The sequence below is a fragment of the Burkholderia sp. BCC1985 genome, assembly GCF_905339915.1.
Lineage (GTDB): Bacteria > Pseudomonadota > Gammaproteobacteria > Burkholderiales > Burkholderiaceae > Burkholderia.
Genome location: NZ_CAJPGY010000013.1, coordinates 166,778 through 188,152 on the forward strand (window position 1 = coordinate 166,778; position 21,375 = coordinate 188,152).

The window sequence follows — 21,375 nt, forward strand, 5'->3', positions numbered from 1 at the left end:
CCGATCCACGGAGGAGACCGATGAAGACACTTGCCACGCGCGCCGCGCTCGCCGCCGCCACCCTGCTTTGCTGCGCCGCCGCGCACGCGCAGGGTACGACCGCGACCGCACCGTCGTCCGCGGCCGCGGCCGGCTCGCGGCTCGACGACGTGCTCGCACGCGGCACGCTGCGCGTGTGCACGACGGGCGACTACAAGCCGTATTCGTACTACCGGAGCGACAGCCGCTTCGAGGGCATCGACATCGACATGGCCGAGTCGCTCGCGAAATCGCTCGGCGTGAAGGCCGACTTCGTGAAGACGAGCTGGTCGAACCTCACCAACGACTTCGTCGCGAAGTGCGATATCGCGGTCGGCGGCGTATCGACGACGCTCGAGCGCCAGAAGCGCGTGTTCTTCACGCAGCCGTACGTGGTCGACGGCAAGACGCCGATCGTGCGCTGCGCGGACGCCGACAAGTACCAGACCGTCGCGCAGATCGACCGGCCCGAGACCCGCGTGATCGTGAACCCGGGCGGAACCAACGAGCGCTTCGCGAAGCAGTTCTTCACGCACGCGAACCTGACCGTCTACCCTGACAACGTGACGATCTTCAAGCAGATCCTCGCGGGCAAGGCGGACGTCATGGTGACGGACGCATCCGAGACGCTGCTGCAGCAAAAGCTGAATCCGGGCCTGTGCTCGGTGCATCCGGACAAGCCGTTCCAGTTCGGCGAAAAGGCGTACATGGTGCCGCGCGGCGACGTCGTGTTCCAGCAGTACGTCGACCAGTGGCTGCACCTCGCGCTGTCGACCGGCGAATACCAGGCGATCGCCGACAAGTGGCTGAAGTAAGCGCGATCGCGAGCGGCAACGGCGGCCGGTAGCAGACACGACCCCGCTATCGCAGCAGGCGAACGGGGCGCGGGCGGCGGTATGGCCGTCCGCCGCCCACCCGTTACACACGGCGCGGGGGGCTGAAGACGTAAAACCGCGAAAATTGGCCGAATGGCCGACTACCGCGCGCGCCGATCACGTTTCAAAATCTTTCTGACGAATGAATCGTCATATGCGATATGTGCCGCGCGATGCACATTCGGGCGTGTAAATCGGCCATTCACCGATGCCGATACGCATGAAAAACGCATTATGTGCAACCGCTGAAAACTCTGCGGAAAAGATGGGTAAATATGACCTTTTTCAGGACCCCGAAAACAGCAAAAAATCCCGGAAAGCCTTATCTGGCGGGCGTTACAACCTGAAACACTTTGTTACCGCGAGGGGTGAGCAATTCGCCCACAATGGCCTCAACGGTTTCAACACGGATGCGGTCTCGTGTGCCAAGTGTGAGCGGACGCGAAGCGCTGCGAGCCAGTCGGTCACGTACCGAAGCCCTTCCGAGGGGCATCCCTGTTGGAGTCGTTTCCGGCCCCCCGCCGGATCCGGTTTCATCTTTGGTCTCCTCGCGCTAACCCCGTAGCGTGTGGTTTTTAGCGGGCTAATAAGCCCGCTTTTTTTCGTCCATCAAAAACGCAACGGCCCGCAGGCCGCCGCGTTTTTTCCTGCCGCCGGCCAACCGGCCTCTCACGCGGTCTTCTGCACGTCCAGCTTCAGTTCCTCGATCATCCGGTCGCGCATCACGAACTTCTGCACCTTGCCCGTCACCGTCATCGGCAGCTCGTCGACGAAGCGGATGTAGCGCGGAATCTTGTAGTGCGCGATCTGGCCGCTGCAGAACGCGCGCACGTCGTCCTCGGTCATCTGCTCGTCCGCGCGCAGCACGATCCACGCGCACAGCTCCTCGCCGTATTTCGGATCCGGCACGCCGAACACCTGCGCGCTCTGAATCTTCGGATGCCTGAACAGAAATTCCTCGATCTCGCGCGGATACACGTTCTCGCCGCCGCGGATCACCATGTCCTTCAGCCGACCGACGATGTTGCAGTAGCCGTCCGCGTCGAGCGTCGCGAGGTCGCCCGTATGCATCCAGCCGTCGACCAGCACCTCGCGCGTCTTCGCGTCGTCGTCCCAATAGCCGAGCATCACCGAATAGCCCTTCGTGCACAGCTCGCCCGTCGCGCCGACCGGCACGATCTCGCCGTTCGGATCGACGATCTTCACCTCCAGGTGCGGCTGGATGCGCCCCACCGTCGTCGTGCGCTTCTCGAGCGGATCGTCGGTCGAGCTCTGGAACGACACGGGGCTCGTCTCCGTCATCCCGTACGCGATCGTGATCTCGCGCAAATGCATCTGCGACACGACGCGCTTCATCGTCTCGATCGGGCACGGCGAGCCGGCCATGATGCCGGTGCGCAGCGTCGACAGGTCGAACTTCGCGAAGTCCGGATGATCGAGTTCCGCGATGAACATCGTCGGCACGCCGTGCAGCGCGGTACAGCGTTCGTCGGCCACGGCCGCGAGCGTCGCGACCGGATCGAACGCCTCGCCGGGGAACACCATCGCCGCGCCCTTCGACACGCACGCGAGCACGGCCAGCACCATCCCGAAGCAGTGATACAACGGCACCGGGATGCAGAGCGAATCCTGTTCGGTGAAGCGCATCGCCGCCGCGATCGAGCGTGCGTTGTTGACGACGTTGCGGTGCGTGAGCGTCGCGCCCTTCGGGCTGCCGGTCGTGCCGCTCGTGAACTGGATGTTGATCGGCTCGGTGGCCACGAGCGTCGCGCCGATCGCGTCGAGCCGCGCGACATCGAGCGTGTCGCGGCCGCGCGCCATCACGTCCGCGAAGCGGAACATGCCGGCCGGCGCCGCCTCGCCCATCGAAACGATCGTTCGCAGGCTCGGCACGCGCGCCGCATGCAGGTCGCCCGGCGTCGCGCTCGCGAGCTCCGGCGCGATGGTCTGCAGCATCTCGACGTACGCGGACGTCTTGAAGCGTTCGGCCGCGATCACGGCCTTGCAGCCCACCTTGTTCAGCGCGTATTCGAGTTCCGCGAGCCGGTAGGCCGGGTTGATGTTGACGAGCACCGCGCCGATCCGCGCGGTCGCGAACTGCGTGAGCAGCCATTCGCTGCGGTTCGGCGACCAGATGCCGACGCAGTCGCCCTTCACGATCCCGAGCGCGGCGAGGCCGGCCGCGAGCACGTCGACCTCGTGTGCGAATTCGCGCCAGGTCCAGCGCACTTGCTGTTCGCGGAACACGACGGCCGGACGATCGGGAAAGCGGCCGGCCGTGTCGAGCAGGAACCGGCTGATCGTCGCTTCGGATAGCGGCACGTCGGTCGCGCCGCGCACGTACGACAGTCCGTTTTCGGGCGCGATCAGCGCCCCCTTGCCAAGGTCTGCTGCCATCGATGTCTCCGTCCGTTTTTGTCTGATCGGCCCGGCGCGCGGCTCGCGCGCCTGCCTGCTCCGCCACGATCGCGGCGGACTGCCTCTGCCGGATGATGCCGCGCTCTGCTGACGACACTCTGACATCAAATCGCGGCGGACGGATGAAATAGCACGACCGGACGATACGATCCGGCCCGCAAAAAAACAGACGAAAACGACGGGCGAAAAAAAAGCAGCCCGAAGGCTGCTTTCTTTCGCGGGATACGCGCGCGCGGCTCAGTGCCGGCTGCGGATCTTCGCCAGACGCTGGATCGCTTCGAGCTGCGCCATCGCGGTCGCGAGCTCGGATTGCGCCTTTGCGAGGTCGAGGTCCGACTTCGCGTTCTGCAGCGTTTCCTCGGCACGCTTGCGCGCTTCCTCGGCTTTCGCCGCGTCGAGGTCCTTGCCGCGGATCGCGGTATCGGCGAGCACCGTCACGGCGCCCGGCTGCACTTCGAGAATGCCGCCTGCGACGAACACGAATTCGTCGTTGCCGCCCTCGACTTCGATGCGCACCGCACCCGGACGAATCCGGGTGATGAGCGGCGTGTGGCCCGGCAGAATGCCCAGCTCACCCGTTTCGCCCGGCAGCGCGACGAATTTCGCCTCGCCCGAGAAGATCTGCTCTTCCGCGCTGACGACGTCTACTTTGATGGTTGCCATATCGACTCCAATCTCATCCACGGGTTGAGCGTATTGCGGCCGGCGCGAGCAGCCGGAATAAGTCATCGCTGACTTATTGCTCCGGCCGGCACACGCCGGCTTGCGACTCACTCAAGCCGTTACTGGATCTTCTTGGCCTTTTCGAAGGCTTCGTCGATCGTGCCGACCATGTAGAACGCCTGTTCCGGCAGGTGGTCGCACTCGCCGTCGACGATCATCTTGAAGCCACGGATCGTTTCCTTCAGCGGCACGTACTTGCCCGGCGAGCCCGTGAACACTTCAGCGACGTGGAACGGCTGCGACAGGAAACGCTGGATCTTACGCGCACGTGCGACCGACAGCTTGTCTTCCGGCGACAGTTCGTCCATGCCCAGAATCGCGATGATGTCGCGCAGTTCCTTGTAGCGCTGCAGCGTCTGCTGAACGCGACGGGTGATCGAGTAGTGCTCTTCACCGATCACGTTCGGGTCGATCTGGCGCGACGTCGAGTCGAGCGGGTCGACCGCCGGGTAGATACCCAGCGAAGCGATGTCACGCGACAGAACGACGGTTGCGTCCAGGTGGCCGAAGGTGGTTGCCGGCGACGGGTCGGTCAAGTCGTCCGCAGGGACGTACACGGCCTGGACCGACGTAATCGAGCCCTTCTTGGTCGACGTGATGCGCTCTTGCAGCTTGCCCATTTCTTCAGCCAGCGTCGGCTGATAGCCCACTGCCGACGGCATACGGCCGAGCAGTGCCGACACTTCGGTACCGGCCAGCGTGAAACGGTAGATGTTGTCGACGAAGAACAGCACGTCGAGGCCTTCGTCACGGAAGTGCTCGGCCATCGTCAGGCCGGTCAGCGCGACGCGCAGGCGGTTGCCCGGCGGCTCGTTCATCTGGCCGTACACCAGCGCGACCTTGTCGAGAACGTTCGAGTCCTTCATTTCGTGGTAGAAGTCGTTCCCTTCACGGGTACGCTCGCCCACGCCCGCGAACACGGAGTAACCGCCGTGCTCCTTCGCGATGTTGTTGATGAGCTCCATCATGTTGACGGTCTTGCCCACGCCAGCACCACCGAACAGGCCAACCTTGCCGCCCTTTGCGAACGGGCAGATCAGGTCGATGACCTTGATACCCGTTTCGAGCAGTTCGGTCGACGGCGACAGTTCGTCGAACGCCGGAGCCTTCTGGTGGATCGAACGCGTCGTTTCGCTTTCGATCGGGCCGGCTTCGTCGATCGGACGGCCGAGCACGTCCATGATACGACCGAGGGTCGGCTTGCCGACCGGAACCGAAATCGGCTTGCTCGTGTTCTTCACGGTCAGGCCGCGGCGCAGGCCGTCGGATGCACCCAGACAGATGGTACGGACCACGCCGTCGCCCAGCTGCTGCTGGACTTCGAGCGTCAGTTCCGAGCCATCGAGAATGAGCGCGTCGTAGATCTTCGGCATGCTGTCGCGCGGGAATTCCACGTCGATAACGGCGCCGATGCACTGTACGATCTTGCCTTCTACCAAAGCAGCAGTACTCATCGCTTTTCCTTTAAATACCTGATTCTTTACTCGCGCAAAGGCGCAGTTGTCGTCCGTGGCGCGCGCTTAAACAGCGGCTGCGCCGCCGACGATCTCCGACAGTTCTTTCGTAATCGCGGCCTGGCGGCTCTTGTTGTACACGAGCTGCAGTTCGCTGATCACCGTCTTCGCGTTGTCGGACGCGGCCTTCATCGCGACCATCCGCGCCGATTGCTCGGACGCCATGTTCTCCGCGACGGCCTGGTACACCAGCGCCTCGACGTAACGCACGAGCAGTTCGTCGACGACTGCCTGCGCGTCCGGCTCGTAGATGTAGTCCCACGACGTGGCCGGCGTACCGTCATCGGCTTCGAAGTGTTCCGACGACAGCGGCAGCAGCTGCTCGATCACGGCTTCCTGCTTCATCGTGTTGACGAAGCGCGTGTAAGCGATATAGACCGCCGACAGCTTGCCTTCCGAGTACAGATCGAGCTGCGTCTTCACGGCGCCGATCAGCTTGTCCAGATGCGGGGTGTCGCCGAGGTGCACGACCTGCGACATCACCTTCGCGCCGAAGCGGTTCAGGAACCCGAGGCCCTTGCCGCCGATCGCGGTGGCTTCGACCTTCTGGCCCTTCTCTTCCAGCTCCTTGAACTTCTGCACCGTCGCACGCAGCACGTTGGTGTTCAGACCGCCGCAAAGACCCTTGTCCGTCGTGACGAGGATGATGCCGGCCGTCTGCGCGCCGTCGTTTGCCACCATGAACGGGTGGCGGTACTCCGGGTTCGCACGGCTCATGTGCGCGGCGATGGCACGGACCTTGTCTGCATACGGACGAGCGGCGCGCATGCGTTCCTGCGCGCGACGCATCTTCGATGCAGCCACCATCTCCATCGCCTTCGTGATCTTGCGCGTGTTCTGCACGCTCTTGATCTTGCCGCGAATTTCCTTCATTCCAGCCATAGCTTGCTCCTTGACCGAAGCGGCGCGGGCGCATCAGCACCCGCGCGGCCTCAGTGTGTCACTCGCGGATCAATAGGCACCGGACTTCTTGAAGGATTCGATCGCCGAGCGCAGTGCGCCTTCGTCGTCCTTCGAGAGATCCTTGGTGTCTTCGATGCGCTTGATGAGGTCAGCGTGGCTGGTCTTCAGGTTGTCGCGCAGGCCCTTCTCGAACGACAGCACTTGCTTGACGTCGAGATCGTCGAGGTAGCCGTTGTTCGCGGCGTACAGCGACACGGCCAGTTCCCAGACCTGCAGCGGCTGGTACTGCGGCTGCTTCAGCAGTTCCGTCACGCGGCGGCCGCGCTCGAGCTGCTTGCGGGTCGCTTCGTCGAGGTCCGATGCGAACTGCGCGAATGCGGCCAGTTCACGGTACTGCGCGAGGTCGGTACGGATACCGCCCGACAGCTTCTTCACGACCTTCGTCTGAGCGGCGCCACCGACGCGCGACACCGACACGCCGGCGTTGATTGCCGGGCGGATGCCTGCGTTGAACAGGTCCGTTTCCAGGAAGATCTGGCCGTCGGTAATCGAGATCACGTTCGTCGGAACGAACGCGGTCACGTCGCCAGCCTGCGTTTCGATGACCGGCAGTGCCGTCAGCGAGCCGCTCTTGCCCTTCACTTCGCCGTTCGTGAACTTCTCGACGTACTCTTCCGACACGCGAGCAGCACGCTCGAGCAGACGCGAGTGCAGATAGAACACGTCGCCCGGGTATGCTTCACGGCCCGGCGGGCGGCGCAGCAGCAGCGAGATCTGACGGTATGCCCAAGCTTGCTTGGTCAAGTCGTCATAGATGATCAGCGCGTCTTGGCCGCGGTCGCGGAAGTATTCGCCCATCGTGCAGCCGGCGTACGGCGCGAGGTACTGCATCGCTGCCGAATCCGAAGCCGAAGCGGCGACGACGATCGTGTATTCCATCGCGCCCGTTTCTTCGAGCTTGCGAACCACGTTCATGATCGACGAAGCCTTCTGGCCGATCGCGACGTAGATACAGATCAGGTCCTTGCCCTTCTGGTTGATGATCGCGTCGAGCGCCACCGCGGTCTTGCCGCACTGACGGTCGCCGATGATCAGCTCACGCTGGCCACGGCCGATCGGCACCATCGCGTCGATCGACTTGATGCCCGTCTGCACCGGCTGCGACACCGACTTACGCCAGATCACGCCCGGGGCGATCTTTTCGATCGCGTCGGTCAGCTTCGCGTTGACCGGGCCCTTGCCGTCGATCGGGTTGCCGAGCGCGTCGACCACGCGGCCGACGAGTTCCGGACCAACCGGGACTTCGAGAATGCGGCCCGTCGTCTTGACGATGTCGCCTTCCGAGATGTGTTCGTATTCGCCGAGAATCACCGCGCCGACCGAGTCGCGCTCGAGGTTCAGCGCGAGGCCGAACGTGTTGCCCGGAAACTCGAGCATTTCGCCCTGCATCACGTCCGACAGGCCGTGGATACGCACGATACCGTCGGTCACGGAGATCACGGTGCCCTGGTTGCGAACGTCTGCGCTCGCTTCAAGGCCCTGGATCCGGCTCTTGATCAGCTCGCTGATCTCAGAGGGATTGAGTTGCATTATTCGCTCCTGATAGTCAATTCTGTTGCGTGCCGGCGTGGCGCTCAGGCGGTCAAGGCAGCCTGCATCGATGCGAGGCGCGCGCGAACCGAGGTGTCGAGCACTTCGTCGCCGACCGTCACGCGCACGCCGCCGATCAGCGACGAATCGACTTCGACCGTCGGCTTCAGCTTGCGCTTGAACTTGCGTTCGAGGCCAGAGACGAGGCTTTCGAGATCCGCGCCGTTCAGCGGGAACGCGCTCACGATCTCGGCGTCGGCTGCACCTTCACGTTCGTTCTTGAGCGCCTCGAACTGCTCGGCGATTTCCGGCAGCAGCGCGATGCGATGATTGTCGACCAGCATCTGCACGAAGTTCTTCGCTTCGGCGCCGGCCGCGACCGGCGACTTCACCGCAGCAAGCAGCAACTCGGCTACTTGCGTGCGCGTCACCTTCGGGCTCGACGCGACCGACAGCACTTCCGGCAGACGCGCAACCTGGGCCAGCTCTTGCACGAGCGTGGACCAGGCGGCGATGTCACCTCCCTCGGCCACGCGGAACAGCGCTTCTGCGTAAGGGCGGGCGATGGTTGCAAGTTCGGCCATGATCAGAGCTCGGCTTTCAGTTGATTCAGCAGTTGGGCGTGGGCCGTTTGATCGACTTCGCGCTTCAGGATCTGCTCGGCGCCCTTCACGGCCAGCGCGGCGACTTCGCCACGCAGCGCTTCGCGCGCCTTCACGATTTGCTGTTCTGCTTCCGCTTTCGCCTGGGCGACGATGCGGGCGGCTTCAGCCTGGGCGTTGGCCTTGATTTCCTCGGCGACCGCCTGCGCACGCTTTTCAGCGTCGGCGATGCGCTGCTGGCCGTCGTTGCGGGCCTGCGCGAGTTCCTGGTCCACGCGCTTGTGCGCTGCGTCGAGTTCCGCCTTGCCCTTCTCCGCGGCTGCGAGGCCGTCGGCGATCTTCTTCGAACGTTCGTCGAGGGCGTTGATCAACGGCGGCCACACGAATTTCATCGTGAACCACGCGAGGACCAGGAACACGACCATTTGCGCAAACAGAGTTGCGTTGAGATTCACGGTGTTTCCTTATCTGCTATTCCGGAAAAATGAAACGGTAAGGCGCTCATCGAGTTGCATTCGATCAGCGCCCCAAGTCTCCGTTCCGCCCTGCGCCGGCTCACGCCGGTCGCATATTTCCGAGGAACCTTAGCCTGCGACGAGCTTCGACAGGAGCGGGTTCGCGAACGCGAACAGCATTGCGACACCAACGCCGATCAGGAATGCAGCGTCGATCAGGCCGGCCAGCAGGAACATCTTCGTTTGCAGCGGGTTGATGAGTTCCGGCTGACGTGCGCAGGCTTCGATGTACTTGCCACCCATCAGCGCGATACCGATACAGGCGCCGATTGCACCCAGGCCGATGATGATGCCGATACCGATGGCGGTCAGACCCTGGATGTTGGCGATGTAAGCTTGCATGATCACTCCTTTGTGAAAAGACTTGGAACTGAGATTTAAAAAACTAAAACGGAAACTCTTTTTTGCACGCCGCGCTTAGTGCTTGTCGTGCGCTTGGCCGAGATACACCAGCGTCAGCATCATGAAGATGAATGCCTGCAACAGAACAATCAGGATGTGGAAGATTGCCCAGACGCTACCCGCGATCACGTGACCAACGAAGCCGAGGAACGTTGCGTCGCCACCGAAGCTCCACATGCTGCCGAGCAGGGCGATCAACAGGAACAACAGCTCACCCGCGTACATGTTGCCGAACAGCCGCATGCCGAGGGAGACGGTCTTCGCGAGATATTCGACGATGTTGAGCGCGAGGTTAGGGATCCACAGCAGCGGGTGGGCGCCGAACGGGGCCGACAGCAGCTCATGCACAAAGCCGCCCGCGCCCTTGATCTTGATGCTGTAGTAGATCATCAGGACGAACACGCCGAGCGCGATGCCGAGCGTGCCGTTCAGGTCGGCCGTCGGGACGATGCGATGGTGGGAAATCACGTCCGACAGACCGAGCAGGCCGATCACGCGGCCCGGCAGGTCGACGGGGAGGAAGTCGAGGGAGTTCATCAGCGCAACCCACACGAACACCGTGAGGGCGAGCGGAGCGATGAAGGTGCGGTTGCCGTGGACGATGGCCTTCGATTGATCCTCGACCATTTCGACGAGCATCTCGATTGCGCACTGGAAACGGCCCGGCACGCCCGACGTCGCCTTGCGGGCGGCCAGACGCAGCAGGAGGATCGTCACGATGCCGCACACGATCGACCAGAACAGCGTGTCGAGGTTCCAGACGTGGATGTCGAAAATCGACGTCTGATGCGAGGTGGAGAAATTCTGCAAGTGGTGCGCAATGTACTCGGACGGATCCGGACCGCGCGTGCCTTCGCTAGCTGCCATATCGTTAATGCCACCCAAATTGTCGAAAATCGTTTTGCCCCGTTCCGCAATACGCTATTGCCGCGATTGCGGGAACGGGCCGGTGCGGTTCGTTGTCGAAACCGCACGCTGCTTGTTGCTTACCGCCAGGCCAGCGCGATCCAGTACGTCTTCAGCACGACGAGGTAGGTGACGAGGAGTGCCGGCCAGTGCACGCCGGCGTAGCCGTATGCCACTGCGGCGAACATCCCGATCGTCACGCCGAGCTTCAGGGCTTCGCCCATCACCCAGCTCATCACGGTGGCCGAGCCACCTGCCTTCAGTCGTGCCACGAACAACGCGCTTGGCACCCAGCCGATCGCCCCGCCCAGAAACGCGGATTGCGCAGCGGCGCCCGGCGACTTTGAAAACAGCCACCACGCCAGCGTTGCAACCAGGGACAAGACCACCTGCGCGATCACCACCTTGTAGGGGGTCACGCGCGACGGCTTGCTCACGTCCGGACCGAACAACCTCTCGGCTTCCGTCCGCGTGAGCGGAACGATGTTGTTATCTTGCTGCTCGGCATCCCAGTCGTCGTCATCGGACTCGCGCCGCTCGCCGGCCGCTGAAGCGGTGCGTTGCGCTCGGTGATCATCGTGCCTGTCGTTCGGCGCCTGACCCGCCATCGCAATCTTCCGCAAAATCCTTGAACCCGGCCCCTGCTTTCCGAAAGCTTTCAGGGGTGCCTAGCTAACAAATCCGGGCGATTGTAAGCGATAGTTGCAAGTGATTCAAGGCTTTAGACGCGACAAAAACCTGCGTAAAACGACGCCTCATCATGTGAAAAACGCGCGAATCCACGACGTACGATGACAGTTGTAAGGTCGCTTTTTTGCGCGGGTATTTCGTGCCCGAAAAAGTCCGGCGACGAGGCAATGACGTGGCATCGACGCCTGGTGCGGGCGACACCGGCGCGACGCGTTTGCAGCAGGAATTCCGCTGTGACGCGATCACGGAAAATGATCGGGCGCAGCGATGCGGAGAAGAAGAAATACTGTGACCACCGCGACGAGCGCGATGCGTGAAATACGCTCGCACGCGAGCGCGTCGACGCCTGCAATCAGTTGTTGTGCCGCCACAGTCGATCGACTGTGGATCGCCGCACTTATCAACAGCCCCGGCTTCTCACCCACTGCGAATGCTGTGCCCCACCCCGCCAAGCTTGCAGCACGCCTGCACCACAGGCGGCCGCATCGCTTAACCACGCACGAGCAACCACGCACCCAATGCCGCGCTCACGAGCGCGAACGGGATCGACACGAGGTGAAACGGCAGCCACATGCGCGGCTCCTTCGCGAGACGCACCGCGATCAGGTTCGCGAGCGAACCGATCGCGAAACCGAAACCGCCGACCGATACGCCGAACGCGAGCGCCCGCCAGTCGTGCGTGAATTCCGACAGCAGGATCGCCGCCGGCACGTTGCTGATGCCCTGTGACAGCACCGCGCCTGCCGCGAACACGCGCAGCGGCGAATCGAGGTGAGTCCGCGCGATCGCGTCGTGGACGACGGGCAGCGCGGCCGCGCTGCGCAGCACGACGAACATCAGCACGAAGATCAGCAGCAGCAGCCAGTCGATCTTCAGGACTGCATCACGTCTCGCCACCAGCAGCGCGATCACGACGGCAATCAGGCCCGGCACGGGATGGTGCGCATCGGCGAGCAGTACGAACGCACCGAACAGCACCGCCGCGAGCAACGCATGCAGGCGCTGGACGGGGACGGCCTGAACGTCTCCCGACAGGTCGAGCGGCTTCGCGCGAAACGCACACGCCGTCAGCACGAGCAGCAGCGCCATCAGCGCCAGCGCGAGCGGCCCGAGCGTGACGACGAAGCGGCCGAACGACACGCCGCTCAATTGCCACAGGAACAGGTTCTGGGGATTGCCGAGCGGTGTCGCGACGGACCCCGCATTGACGGCCAGCGCGACCACGATCACGAGCCGCCGGAAAGGCAGCGGCGTCAGCATGCGCAGCGACACCATCAGCGGCACGACGACGAACAGCGCGACATCGTTGGTGAGCCACATCGCGAGCGCCGCCGCGAACACGACGAGCAGCATCGCCAGCCCGCGCTCGGAATGCACGTGATGCACGATGCGATGCGCGAGCCACATCAGGCACCCGGACAGCTCGAGCGCCTTGGTCAGCATCAGCAGACCCGCGAGCGTCGCGACGGTCTGCCAGTCGACGAGACCGGCCAATGCGGCAATTGGTTGCGGACGCAACCATTGAAGAATAATCAGTGCAAGCGCCAGTACCGCCAGCACCGGCTCCTGCATCAGCCATCCGAGCCATCGGCGCGGCGCTGCCGCGCCCATGTTCTCCGTCAATCGCACCTCGTTACTCTTCCGTCGCGACGTTGCCGCGAAGGCGCGCGAGAATGCCCTCGAGCGCGTCGAGGTTGCCGAAGTCGATCAGCACCTGCCCTCGCCCGCGGCGGCCGAGCTTGATCTTCACCGTCGACGCGAGCAGGTCGGACAACTCTTCCTCGAGACGGCGCGTGTCGCGGCCGCCGTCATCCTTCGCGCGCGCCTTCACCGCCGGCGCTTCCTTCGTCGTGTGCGCGACCAGCTTCTCGGTCTCGCGCACCGACATGCGCTTGTTGACGACCTGGTGCGCGAGCGTGATCTGCGTCGCGGCGTCGACCGCGAGCAGCGCACGCGCGTGCCCCATGTCGAGATCGCCGGCCAGCAGCATCGTCTGCACTGGCGAAGCGAGGTTCAGCAGGCGCAGCAGGTTCGATACCGCGCTGCGCGAACGGCCGACCGATTCCGCCGCCTGTTCGTGCGTGAAACCGAACTCGTCGAGCAGACGCTGGATACCGTGCGCCTCTTCCAGCGGGTTCAGGTCCTCGCGCTGGATGTTCTCGATCAGCGCCATCGCCGCGGCGGCCTGATCGGACACGTCCTTCACGAGCACCGGCACTTCGTCGAGGCCAGCCAGGCGTGCCGCGCGGAAACGCCGCTCGCCTGCGATGATCTCGTATTTGTCAGATGAAATGGGCCGTACCAGGATCGGCTGCATCACGCCTTGCGCGCGAATGCTGGCCGCCAGCTCCTGCAGGCTGCCTTCGTCCATCCGCGTTCGCGGCTGGTACTTGCCGGCCTGCAGCTTGCCGAGCGCGAGCGTGTTCGGTGCCCCTTCGATCTTCACCGCTTCGGTGATGTCCGCACTGCCGCCGAGCAGCGCTTCGAGGCCACGTCCCAAGCCCTTCTTCTTTGGTACCGCGTTCATGTCTTTCTTCCTCGCTTCGCTCATGTCCGGATCACGACACCTCGAACGCGCGCACGCGATCGATCATCTCGGCACCGAACTGGAGATACGCCTGCGCACCGCGCGAATTGCGGTCGAACACGACGCCCGGCAACCCGTAACTCGGCGCTTCCGCGAGGCGCACGTTGCGCGGAATCACCGCGTCGAACACCTTGTCGCCGAAGTGCGCTTTCAGTTGATCGGAGACTTGCTGCTGCAGCGTGATGCGCGGATCGAACATCACGCGCAACAAGCCAATGATCTTCAGGTCGCGGTTCATGTTCGCGTGAACCTGCTTGATCGTGTTGACGAGATCCGACAACCCTTCCAGCGCGAAGTACTCGCACTGCATCGGGATCACGACGCCATGCGCCGCGCACAGCCCGTTCAGCGTCAGCAGCGACAGCGTCGGCGGGCAATCGATCAGCACGAAGTCGTAGTCGTCGGCCACATGCTCGAGCGCGGCCTTCAACCGACGCTCGCGGTTGTCGATGCTGATCAGTTCGATCTCGGCACCCGACAGCTCGCGGTTGGCCGGCAGCACGTCGTACGTGACACCCTCCGGACGCACGCGCGCGTCCGTCACCGAGACGCCGTCAACCAGCACTTCGTACACAGTCGACTCGCAGGCGGCCTTGTCGATCCCGCTACCCATCGTCGCGTTGCCCTGCGGGTCGAGATCGATCAGCAGGACTCGTTGCTCCTGCGCTGCAAGGCTTGCGGCGAGATTGACCGATGTCGTCGTCTTGCCGACGCCCCCCTTCTGGTTCGCAACGCAGAAGATCTTTGCCATCGTTGGTGTGTTCCCTTTACCTTCAAACAAACAGCGCGCTACCGCGCGCCTTCAATTCGCCTCGTCGACGGTGACCTCGATCAGATGCCGTTCGGCATCGAGCATCGGTACCGCCAGCCGCATCGTCTGCTTTACGCGACTGCCTTCCGGCAGCCGTGCAATTTCGTCGTCCGGGTGGACACCCTTCATCGCCCAGATCGATCCGCCGGGCGCGACGAGATGTCGAGCAAGTTTAACGAAGTCGGATAGATCCGCGAAGGCGCGGGATACGATCATGTCGAATTTTTCCGGCACTTCGACACCCGGCTGCAGCGATTCGACCCGCCCGGTGACGACCGACAGGTTCGCGAGCTTCAGCTCCGCACGCATCTGCGTCTGGAATGCAGACTTCTTCTGCACGATATCGTTCAGCGTCACTTGCCAGTCCGGCCGGACGATCGCCAGCACGATACCGGGCAACCCGCCGCCCGAACCCACGTCGAGCACGCGCGCCGATGCCCGGTCGCGCAGATGCGGAACGATGGAGAGTGAATCGAGAATGTGCTGGATCAGCATCTGCTTCGGGTCGCGGATCGCGGTCAGGTTGTAGACCGCGTTCCACTTGCCGAGCAGCGCGACGTAATCGAGCAGCTGGTTGCGTTGTGTATCCGTCAATGCGATGTCGAGCGCAGCCGTGCCGTCGACGAGCATTTGTTCAAGTACGTCCCGATTAACCGCCGGCGCGCGACGCGCCGTCATTGTTGCGTCGGGACGGTGCCGTCCCCCTGCTTGGTCGCCTCTGCGGCAGTGCCATTACGACGGCCAAGGCCACGGCGCTTCAGGTGCACCATCAGCAGCGAGATCGCAGCCGGCGTGACGCCCGAGATCCGCGATGCCTGGCCGATTGTTTCCGGCCGGAACTCGTTGAGCTTCTGGCTCACTTCGAACGACAGGCCGCGCACCTCGCGATAGTCGATACCGTCCGGCAGGCGCGTGTTCTCGTTCGCATCGTTGCGCTCGATCTCGCTCGCCTGGCGTTCGATATAGCCCTGATATTTGATACCGATCTCGACCTGCTCCTTGATCTGCTCGAGCAGCACCGGATCGTCGGCCAACGGCTCCGCCGGACCGCATTCGCCGCCCTTCAGGCCGCACACGCCGTCGTAGCTGATACCCGGGCGACGCAGCAGTTCGGCGAGGCTGTACTCGTGATCGATCGCCTTGCCGAGCAGCGCGGTCGCCTCTTCCGGCGGCAGCGTCTTCGGCGTGACCCATGTCGACTTCAGTCGTTCGGTTTCACGTGAAACAGCGTCGCGCTTCCGGCTGAACGCATCCCAGCGCACATCGTCGACCAGCCCCAGCTCGCGGCCGATCTCGGTCAGGCGCATGTCCGCATTGTCTTCACGCAGGCTCAGACGATACTCGGCACGGCTCGTGAACATCCGGTACGGCTCGGCCACGCCACGCGTGACGAGGTCGTCGACCAGCACGCCAAGGTACGCCTGGTCGCGACGCGGGCACCATGCGTCCTTCTCCTGCACGTAACGGCCTGCGTTCAGACCGGCCAGCAGGCCTTGAGCGGCCGCTTCTTCATAGCCCGTCGTGCCGTTGATCTGGCCCGCAAAGAACAGCCCGTTGATCGCCTTCGTCTCGAGCGATGCCTTCAGCGCGCGCGGGTCGAAGTAGTCGTATTCGATCGCATAGCCGGGGCGCAGGATGTGCGCATTCTCGAGGCCGCGCATCGAGTGCACGAGTTCGAGCTGCACGTCGAACGGCAGGCTCGTCGAAATCCCGTTCGGATAGAACTCGTTGGTCGTCAGCCCTTCCGGCTCGAGGAAGATCTGGTGCGATTCCTTCGACGCGAACCGGTGGATCTTGTCCTCGATCGACGGGCAGTAACGCGGGCCGACACCTTCGATCACGCCTGTATACATGGGCGACCGGTCGAGGCCGCCGCGAATGATGTCGTGCGTGCGCTCGTTCGTATGCGTGACCCAGCACGGCAACTGCTGCGGATGTTGCTCCGCACGGCCCAGGAACGAGAACACCGGGATCGGATCGAGGTCGCCCGGCTGCTCGTCCAGCTTCGAAAAGTCGATCGAGCGGCCATCGATACGCGGCGGCGTACCGGTCTTCAGGCGGCCCTGCGGCAGCTTCAGCTCCTTCAGACGCGCCGACAGCGACACGGCCGCCGGATCGCCCGCGCGACCGCCCGTGTAATTGTTCAGGCCGACGTGGATCTTGCCGTCGAGGAAGGTACCCGCCGTGAGCACCACCGCGCGTGCGCGGAAGCGGATGCCGATCTGCGTGACGGCGCCCACCACGCGGTCGCCGTCGACCATCAGATCGTCGACGGCCTGCTGGAACAGCCACAGGTTCGGCTGGTTCTCGAGCCGATGGCGGATCGCAGCCTTGTATAGGATACGGTCGGCCTGCGCACGCGTCGCGCGCACGGCCGGGCCTTTCGACGAATTCAGGATCCGGAACTGAATACCGCTCTCGTCCGTCGCGGCGGCCATCGCGCCGCCGAGCGCATCGACTTCCTTGACCAGATGGCCCTTGCCAATGCCGCCGATCGACGGATTGCAGCTCATCTGCCCGAGCGTTTCGATGTTATGGGTCAGCAGCAGCGTCTTCGCACCCATACGGGCCGATGCCAACGCGGCCTCCGTGCCGGCGTGCCCGCCGCCGACGACGATGACGTCAAATTCTGTGGGAAAAAGCATGGTGGATTCCGCGCGCAGGACTGCGCACGAACCTATCTGAGAAATGTATGGGCCGAATTATAGCGGGTTCGCTTTTCACCCGAAGGCCGTCCGAATGGTAGGGACGGTTCATTTAGCCGGTTTTTTTCGGCCGATCGGCCGAGCTGTGCCGCCTGGCGCGGCCTTGGCGGCGCTGGCACGACCTCGACGCACATCGGTCACGCTGTGCAAAACCGAGGACCAGGTAGCGGCTCGTGAACCGACATCACCGTGGCATCACAGTATTTCCGGTGAATCGCCCGGCACTTATCCCCTGTGGCGACCGACCACTGTCAACGCTCATTCCCTGTGCAACCCGACGCGATGAACCCGCACTCTCATCACAGTGCTTCCGCTGGTTGCTCCGGCACTTATCCCCACACTCGATTCACCGTCACGTCGCCCTCCTCCGAAAACAAAAACGGCGTGTTTCACGTGAAACACGCCGCGCGTTTCCCGCCCACCGCCTCACCCATCAAGCCGTTTTCTTCGCCAGCCCCAGATACGTTTCGATTACCTGCGGATTCTGTGCCAGCTCGGCAGCCGGCCCTTCCAGCGCAAACTCGCCGGTCTCCAGCACATAGCCGTAGTCCGAGATCTGTAGCGCGGCCCGCGCGTTCTGCTCGATCAACAGCGTCGCGACGCCCGTGCCACGCAACGCGCTGATGATATGAAAAATCTCTTTCACGATCAGCGGCGCCAGCCCGAGGCTCGGCTCGTCCAGCATCAGCAGGTCGGGCTTACCCATCAGCGCGCGGCCCACCGCAAGCATCTGCCGTTCGCCGCCCGACAACGTACCGGCCGCCTGCTTGCGCCGCTCCTTGAGCCGCGGAAACAGCGTGAACACATGATCGAGCTGGTCGAGGAAGTTCGACTCACCCGCGATCTTGCGGCGATACGCGCCCAGCACGAGGTTGTCCTCGACGGTCATCGTGCTGAACAGCTCGCGCTTTTCCGGCACAAGGCACATCCCGCGCGCGACGCGCTGCTCGACGGGCAATGCGCCTACGTCGTTACCGCGGTAAACGATCGCGCCCGACGCGTGCCCGGTCACCGGCAACGCGCCCATGATCGCGTTCAGCAGCGTCGACTTGCCGGCTCCGTTCGGGCCGATCACGCTGACGATCTGCCCTGCGCCGACCTTGATCGCCGCACCGTGCAGCGCCTCGACCTTTCCGTACCGCACCGCCAGCCCGCGTACCTCGAGAATCGGCATCGTCGTGTCCGTCATCACTCCACCCCGCCCAGATACGCTTCGAGCACCGCCGGATCCTGCTGGACGTCCTGCGGCAGCCCTTCCGCGATCCGCGTGCCGAATTCCATCACCACCAGCCGGTCGGTGAGGTTCATCACGAAATCCATGTCATGTTCCACGAGCAACACGCTCATCCCTTCGGCCTTCAGGCGCCGCAGCAGGTCCGCGAGCTGCTGCTTCTCCTGGTAGCGCAGCCCGGCCGCCGGCTCATCGAGCAGCAGCAGCGTCGGATCGCAGCACAGCGCGCGCGCGATTTCGAGAATCCGCTGCTGGCCAAGTGCGAGGCTGCCCGCTTCGTCGTACATGTGCTTCTCCAGCCCGACGCGGCGGATCTGTCGTGCCGCTTCAGCCAGCAGCTGCGCTTCCTCACGTGCATTGAGCCGCGCGATGCTGCGCCAGACGCCCGTATGGCCGCGCAAATGCGCGCCGATCGCGACGTTCTCGAGCACCGTCATCGTCGGCAGCAACTTCACGTGCTGGAACGTCCGGCCGATCCCGCGGCGGACGATCTGGCGCGACGTGAGCCCGTTGATCCGCTCGCCGCGGAACGTGATCGTGCCGCCGGTCGGCTGCAGCACGCCGGTCACGAGGTTGAACGTGGTCGACTTGCCCGCGCCGTTCGGGCCGATCAGGCCGACGATCTGCCCCGCTTTCACGTCGAAACTGACGTCGTTGACGGCCACCAGCCCGCCGAACTGCTTGCGCGCGTTGTCGACCACGAGCAGCGGCTCGCCCGCCACCGGCTTCGCGCGCTGCGGCAGCGGGTCGGCATGGTCGGGCACATGTGCGCGCGGCCCGCGTGGAAACAGCTTCGCGACGAACGGCCATACGCCCTGGCGCGCGTACTGCAGCAACAGCACCATCAGCACGCCGAACACGATGATCTCGAAGTTGCCTTCCGAGCCGAGCAGCTTCGGCAACAGCGTCTGCAGGTAGTCCTGCAGCACGGTGAGGATCGCCGCACCGAGCACCGCGCCCCATACGTGCGACACGCCCCCGACCACGGCCATGAACAGGAATTCGATCCCGTGGTTCAGGCCGAACGGGGTCGGGTTCACCGCGCGCTGCAGGTGCGCGTACAGGAAGCCCGATACCGCGGCGAGCACGGCCGCGTAGGTGAAGATCACGACGCGCATCCACGCGGTGTTCACGCCCATCGCTTCGGCCATCACGCCGCCGCCGCGCAGCGCGCGGATCGCGCGGCCGGGCCGGCTGTTGAGCAGGTTCTGCACCGACACGATCGCGGCCAGCACGACGGCCCAGATCAGGAAGTACAGGCTGCGCCCGCTGCCGAGCTCGATGCCGAACAGGTTCAGTGCCGGAATCCCGTTGATCCCGTCGTACTTGCCGAGCAGCTCGAGGTTGCCGAACAGATAGAACAGCGCGAGCCCCCAAGCGATCGTGCCGAGCGGCAGGAAATGCCCGGACAGGCGCATCGTGACCGCGCCCAGTACCAGCGCGACGAGCGCCGTCAGCACGACGCCGACGATCAGCGCGAGCCACGGCGACACGCCGTATCGCGTGGTCAGGAATGCGGTCGCATACGCGCCGATGCCGACGAACGCGGCCTGCCCGAAGCTCGTCATCCCGCCGACGCCCGTCAGCAGCACGAGCCCGATCGCGACGATCGCGTACAGGCCGATGTAGTTCAGCAGCGTGATCCAGTATTCGGGCACCTGCAGCGCGCCGGGCAGCACCGGCAGCGCGAACAGCACCACGAGAAACACCCAGAAGGTCTTGTTGCGTACCATCGTCTTCATCGCGTCACTCCTCTTCCTCTTCCGCATGCGGCGCCGCGAAACTGCGCCACAGCAGCACCGGGATGATCAGCGTGAACACGATCACTTCCTTGTACGCGCTCGCCCAGAACGACGAATACGATTCGAGCACGCCGACCAGCAGCGAGCCGGCGGCCGCGAGCGGATAACTGACCAGCCCGCCGATGATCGCGCCGACGAAACCCTTCAGGCCGATCAGGAAGCCGGAGTCGTAATAGATCGTCGTCAGCGGACCGACGAGGATGCCGGACAGCACACCGAGCCCGGCCGCCAGCGTGAATGCGAGCCGCCCTGCTTCGGTCGTGCCGATGCCGACCAGCCGCGCGCCGAGCCGGTTCACCGACGTCGCGCGCAGCGCCTTGCCGGCGATCGTGCGGCCGAAGTACACGTAGAGCGCGCCGATCAGCACCAGCGCGGTCACGACCACGAGGATGCTCTGCACCGACACCGTCATGCTGCCGACCGACAGCGACGCATCCGCGAAGCCGTTGGTGCGCGAGCCTTCAGCGCCGAACATCACGAGCCCGAGGCCGACCATCGCGAAATGGACGGCGACCGACACGATCAGCAACAGCAGCGTCGTGCCTTCGGCGATCGGCTGGTAGACGAGCCGGTAGACGAACGGCCCCATCGGCACGACGATCGCGAGCGTCAACGCGATCTGCGCAAGCATCGGCAGCGGCTGCGCGGCAAAGCTGCGCGTGATCGCGAACACCGCGAGCGGCAGCAGCACGTAACGGCTACCGAGCGTCGCGAGCGTGCGGCCGAGCTGATGGCGGCGTTCGCGATGGCGGATCAGGCCGCCGACTTCCAGCAGGAAGCACGCGATGCCCATCACGAACAGCAGCCAGCAGGTGGCGGGAAATTTCTGCGCCTGCAACGCCGCAAGCGTGAGCGCACCGTAGGCGACGAATTCGCCCTGGGGAATGAAGATCACCCGCGTGACGGAAAACACCAGCACGAGCGCCAGCGACAGCAATGCATAAATGGCGCCGGTCGTGATGCCGTCTTGCGCGAGGATCGCCGCAATCGAGAGATCCATACGTTTCGTGTATCGAGAATGCTGCGGAGAAACGGCGACGGGAACGGCCCGCGCGCGGACGGCAAGACCGGGGGTCAGGCGTC

The 21,375-nt window shown here is 64.0% G+C and carries 20 protein-coding genes; 1 reads left to right on the forward strand and 19 read right to left on the reverse strand.

Features of this window, described 5'->3' with window-relative positions:
• Nucleotides 1–20 precede the first annotated feature (20 nt).
• On the forward strand, nucleotides 21–833 hold the full coding sequence (locus tag U4Z31_RS15980; protein ID WP_321810787.1) for a transporter substrate-binding domain-containing protein: 813 nt from the start codon (nucleotides 21–23) through the stop codon (nucleotides 831–833).
• Nucleotides 834–1,562: 729 nt separating this feature from the next.
• On the opposite strand, the gene U4Z31_RS15985 is transcribed toward U4Z31_RS15980, so the two are convergent.
• From U4Z31_RS15985 to U4Z31_RS16075, 19 genes are all read right to left on the reverse strand, one after another.
• Nucleotides 1,563–3,290, reverse strand: a complete 1,728-nt coding sequence (locus tag U4Z31_RS15985) for an AMP-binding protein (protein ID WP_124571490.1) — start codon at nucleotides 3,288–3,290, stop codon at nucleotides 1,563–1,565.
• 258 nt (nucleotides 3,291–3,548) lie between these two features.
• A complete protein-coding gene (locus U4Z31_RS15990; RefSeq protein ID WP_006477288.1) occupies nucleotides 3,549–3,974 on the reverse strand; it encodes a F0F1 ATP synthase subunit epsilon in 426 nt (141 codons plus the stop codon).
• 119 nt (nucleotides 3,975–4,093) lie between these two features.
• Nucleotides 4,094–5,488 (reverse strand): F0F1 ATP synthase subunit beta, encoded by a 1,395-nt coding sequence (gene atpD / locus U4Z31_RS15995; RefSeq protein WP_044845237.1) that lies wholly within the window; start codon nucleotides 5,486–5,488, stop codon nucleotides 4,094–4,096.
• Nucleotides 5,489–5,554: 66 nt separating this feature from the next.
• Complete coding sequence (gene atpG / locus U4Z31_RS16000; RefSeq protein ID WP_034209645.1) at nucleotides 5,555–6,430, reverse strand: F0F1 ATP synthase subunit gamma; 876 nt, start codon at nucleotides 6,428–6,430, stop codon at nucleotides 5,555–5,557.
• Between the two features lie 69 nt (nucleotides 6,431–6,499).
• Entirely contained in the window at nucleotides 6,500–8,041 is a 1,542-nt protein-coding gene (atpA, locus tag U4Z31_RS16005; protein WP_014895499.1) for a F0F1 ATP synthase subunit alpha, read from the reverse strand.
• Nucleotides 8,042–8,085: 44 nt separating this feature from the next.
• Nucleotides 8,086–8,625 (reverse strand): F0F1 ATP synthase subunit delta, encoded by a 540-nt coding sequence (locus U4Z31_RS16010; RefSeq protein ID WP_014895498.1) that lies wholly within the window; start codon nucleotides 8,623–8,625, stop codon nucleotides 8,086–8,088.
• A gap of 2 nt (nucleotides 8,626–8,627) precedes the next feature.
• Nucleotides 8,628–9,098 (reverse strand): F0F1 ATP synthase subunit B, encoded by a 471-nt coding sequence (locus U4Z31_RS16015; RefSeq protein ID WP_006477283.1) that lies wholly within the window; start codon nucleotides 9,096–9,098, stop codon nucleotides 8,628–8,630.
• A 129-nt stretch (nucleotides 9,099–9,227) separates the two neighbouring features.
• Nucleotides 9,228–9,500: a F0F1 ATP synthase subunit C gene (gene atpE, locus U4Z31_RS16020; protein WP_021160442.1), complete on the reverse strand. Its 273-nt coding sequence runs from the start codon at nucleotides 9,498–9,500 to the stop codon at nucleotides 9,228–9,230.
• Nucleotides 9,501–9,575: 75 nt separating this feature from the next.
• Complete coding sequence (gene atpB / locus U4Z31_RS16025) at nucleotides 9,576–10,427, reverse strand: F0F1 ATP synthase subunit A (protein ID WP_039351439.1); 852 nt, start codon at nucleotides 10,425–10,427, stop codon at nucleotides 9,576–9,578.
• Between the two features lie 119 nt (nucleotides 10,428–10,546).
• The gene (locus U4Z31_RS16030; protein WP_044845236.1) at nucleotides 10,547–11,074 is read right to left on the reverse strand and encodes an ATP synthase subunit I; all 528 of its coding nucleotides are present in this window, start codon (nucleotides 11,072–11,074) and stop codon (nucleotides 10,547–10,549) included.
• 324 nt (nucleotides 11,075–11,398) lie between these two features.
• Nucleotides 11,399–11,581, reverse strand: coding sequence for a hypothetical protein (locus U4Z31_RS16035; protein WP_321810788.1), 183 nt, complete (start codon nucleotides 11,579–11,581; stop codon nucleotides 11,399–11,401).
• A gap of 64 nt (nucleotides 11,582–11,645) precedes the next feature.
• Complete coding sequence (locus U4Z31_RS16040; protein WP_321810803.1) at nucleotides 11,646–12,767, reverse strand: SLC13 family permease; 1,122 nt, start codon at nucleotides 12,765–12,767, stop codon at nucleotides 11,646–11,648.
• Between the two features lie 22 nt (nucleotides 12,768–12,789).
• Nucleotides 12,790–13,683 carry a ParB/RepB/Spo0J family partition protein gene (locus U4Z31_RS16045; protein ID WP_006482728.1) on the reverse strand — a complete coding sequence of 298 codons (894 nt, stop codon included), beginning with the start codon at nucleotides 13,681–13,683 and terminating at the stop codon, nucleotides 12,790–12,792.
• Nucleotides 13,684–13,714: 31 nt separating this feature from the next.
• The gene (locus U4Z31_RS16050; protein WP_044845234.1) at nucleotides 13,715–14,494 is read right to left on the reverse strand and encodes a ParA family protein; all 780 of its coding nucleotides are present in this window, start codon (nucleotides 14,492–14,494) and stop codon (nucleotides 13,715–13,717) included.
• Between the two features lie 51 nt (nucleotides 14,495–14,545).
• Nucleotides 14,546–15,232: a 16S rRNA (guanine(527)-N(7))-methyltransferase RsmG gene (gene rsmG / locus U4Z31_RS16055; RefSeq protein ID WP_124486820.1), complete on the reverse strand. Its 687-nt coding sequence runs from the start codon at nucleotides 15,230–15,232 to the stop codon at nucleotides 14,546–14,548.
• Nucleotides 15,229–17,199 (reverse strand): tRNA uridine-5-carboxymethylaminomethyl(34) synthesis enzyme MnmG, encoded by a 1,971-nt coding sequence (mnmG, locus tag U4Z31_RS16060; protein ID WP_321810789.1) that lies wholly within the window; start codon nucleotides 17,197–17,199, stop codon nucleotides 15,229–15,231. The genes rsmG and mnmG overlap by 4 nt, the downstream gene beginning before the upstream one ends.
• Before the next feature lie 493 nt (nucleotides 17,200–17,692).
• Nucleotides 17,693–18,448, reverse strand: coding sequence for an ABC transporter ATP-binding protein (locus tag U4Z31_RS16065; RefSeq protein WP_321810790.1), 756 nt, complete (start codon nucleotides 18,446–18,448; stop codon nucleotides 17,693–17,695).
• A complete protein-coding gene (locus U4Z31_RS16070) occupies nucleotides 18,448–20,232 on the reverse strand; it encodes an ATP-binding cassette domain-containing protein (RefSeq protein ID WP_124893324.1) in 1,785 nt (594 codons plus the stop codon). The genes U4Z31_RS16065 and U4Z31_RS16070 overlap by 1 nt, the downstream gene beginning before the upstream one ends.
• Before the next feature lie 4 nt (nucleotides 20,233–20,236).
• Complete coding sequence (locus U4Z31_RS16075) at nucleotides 20,237–21,292, reverse strand: branched-chain amino acid ABC transporter permease (RefSeq protein ID WP_321810791.1); 1,056 nt, start codon at nucleotides 21,290–21,292, stop codon at nucleotides 20,237–20,239.
• Nucleotides 21,293–21,375: the final 83 nt, after the last annotated feature.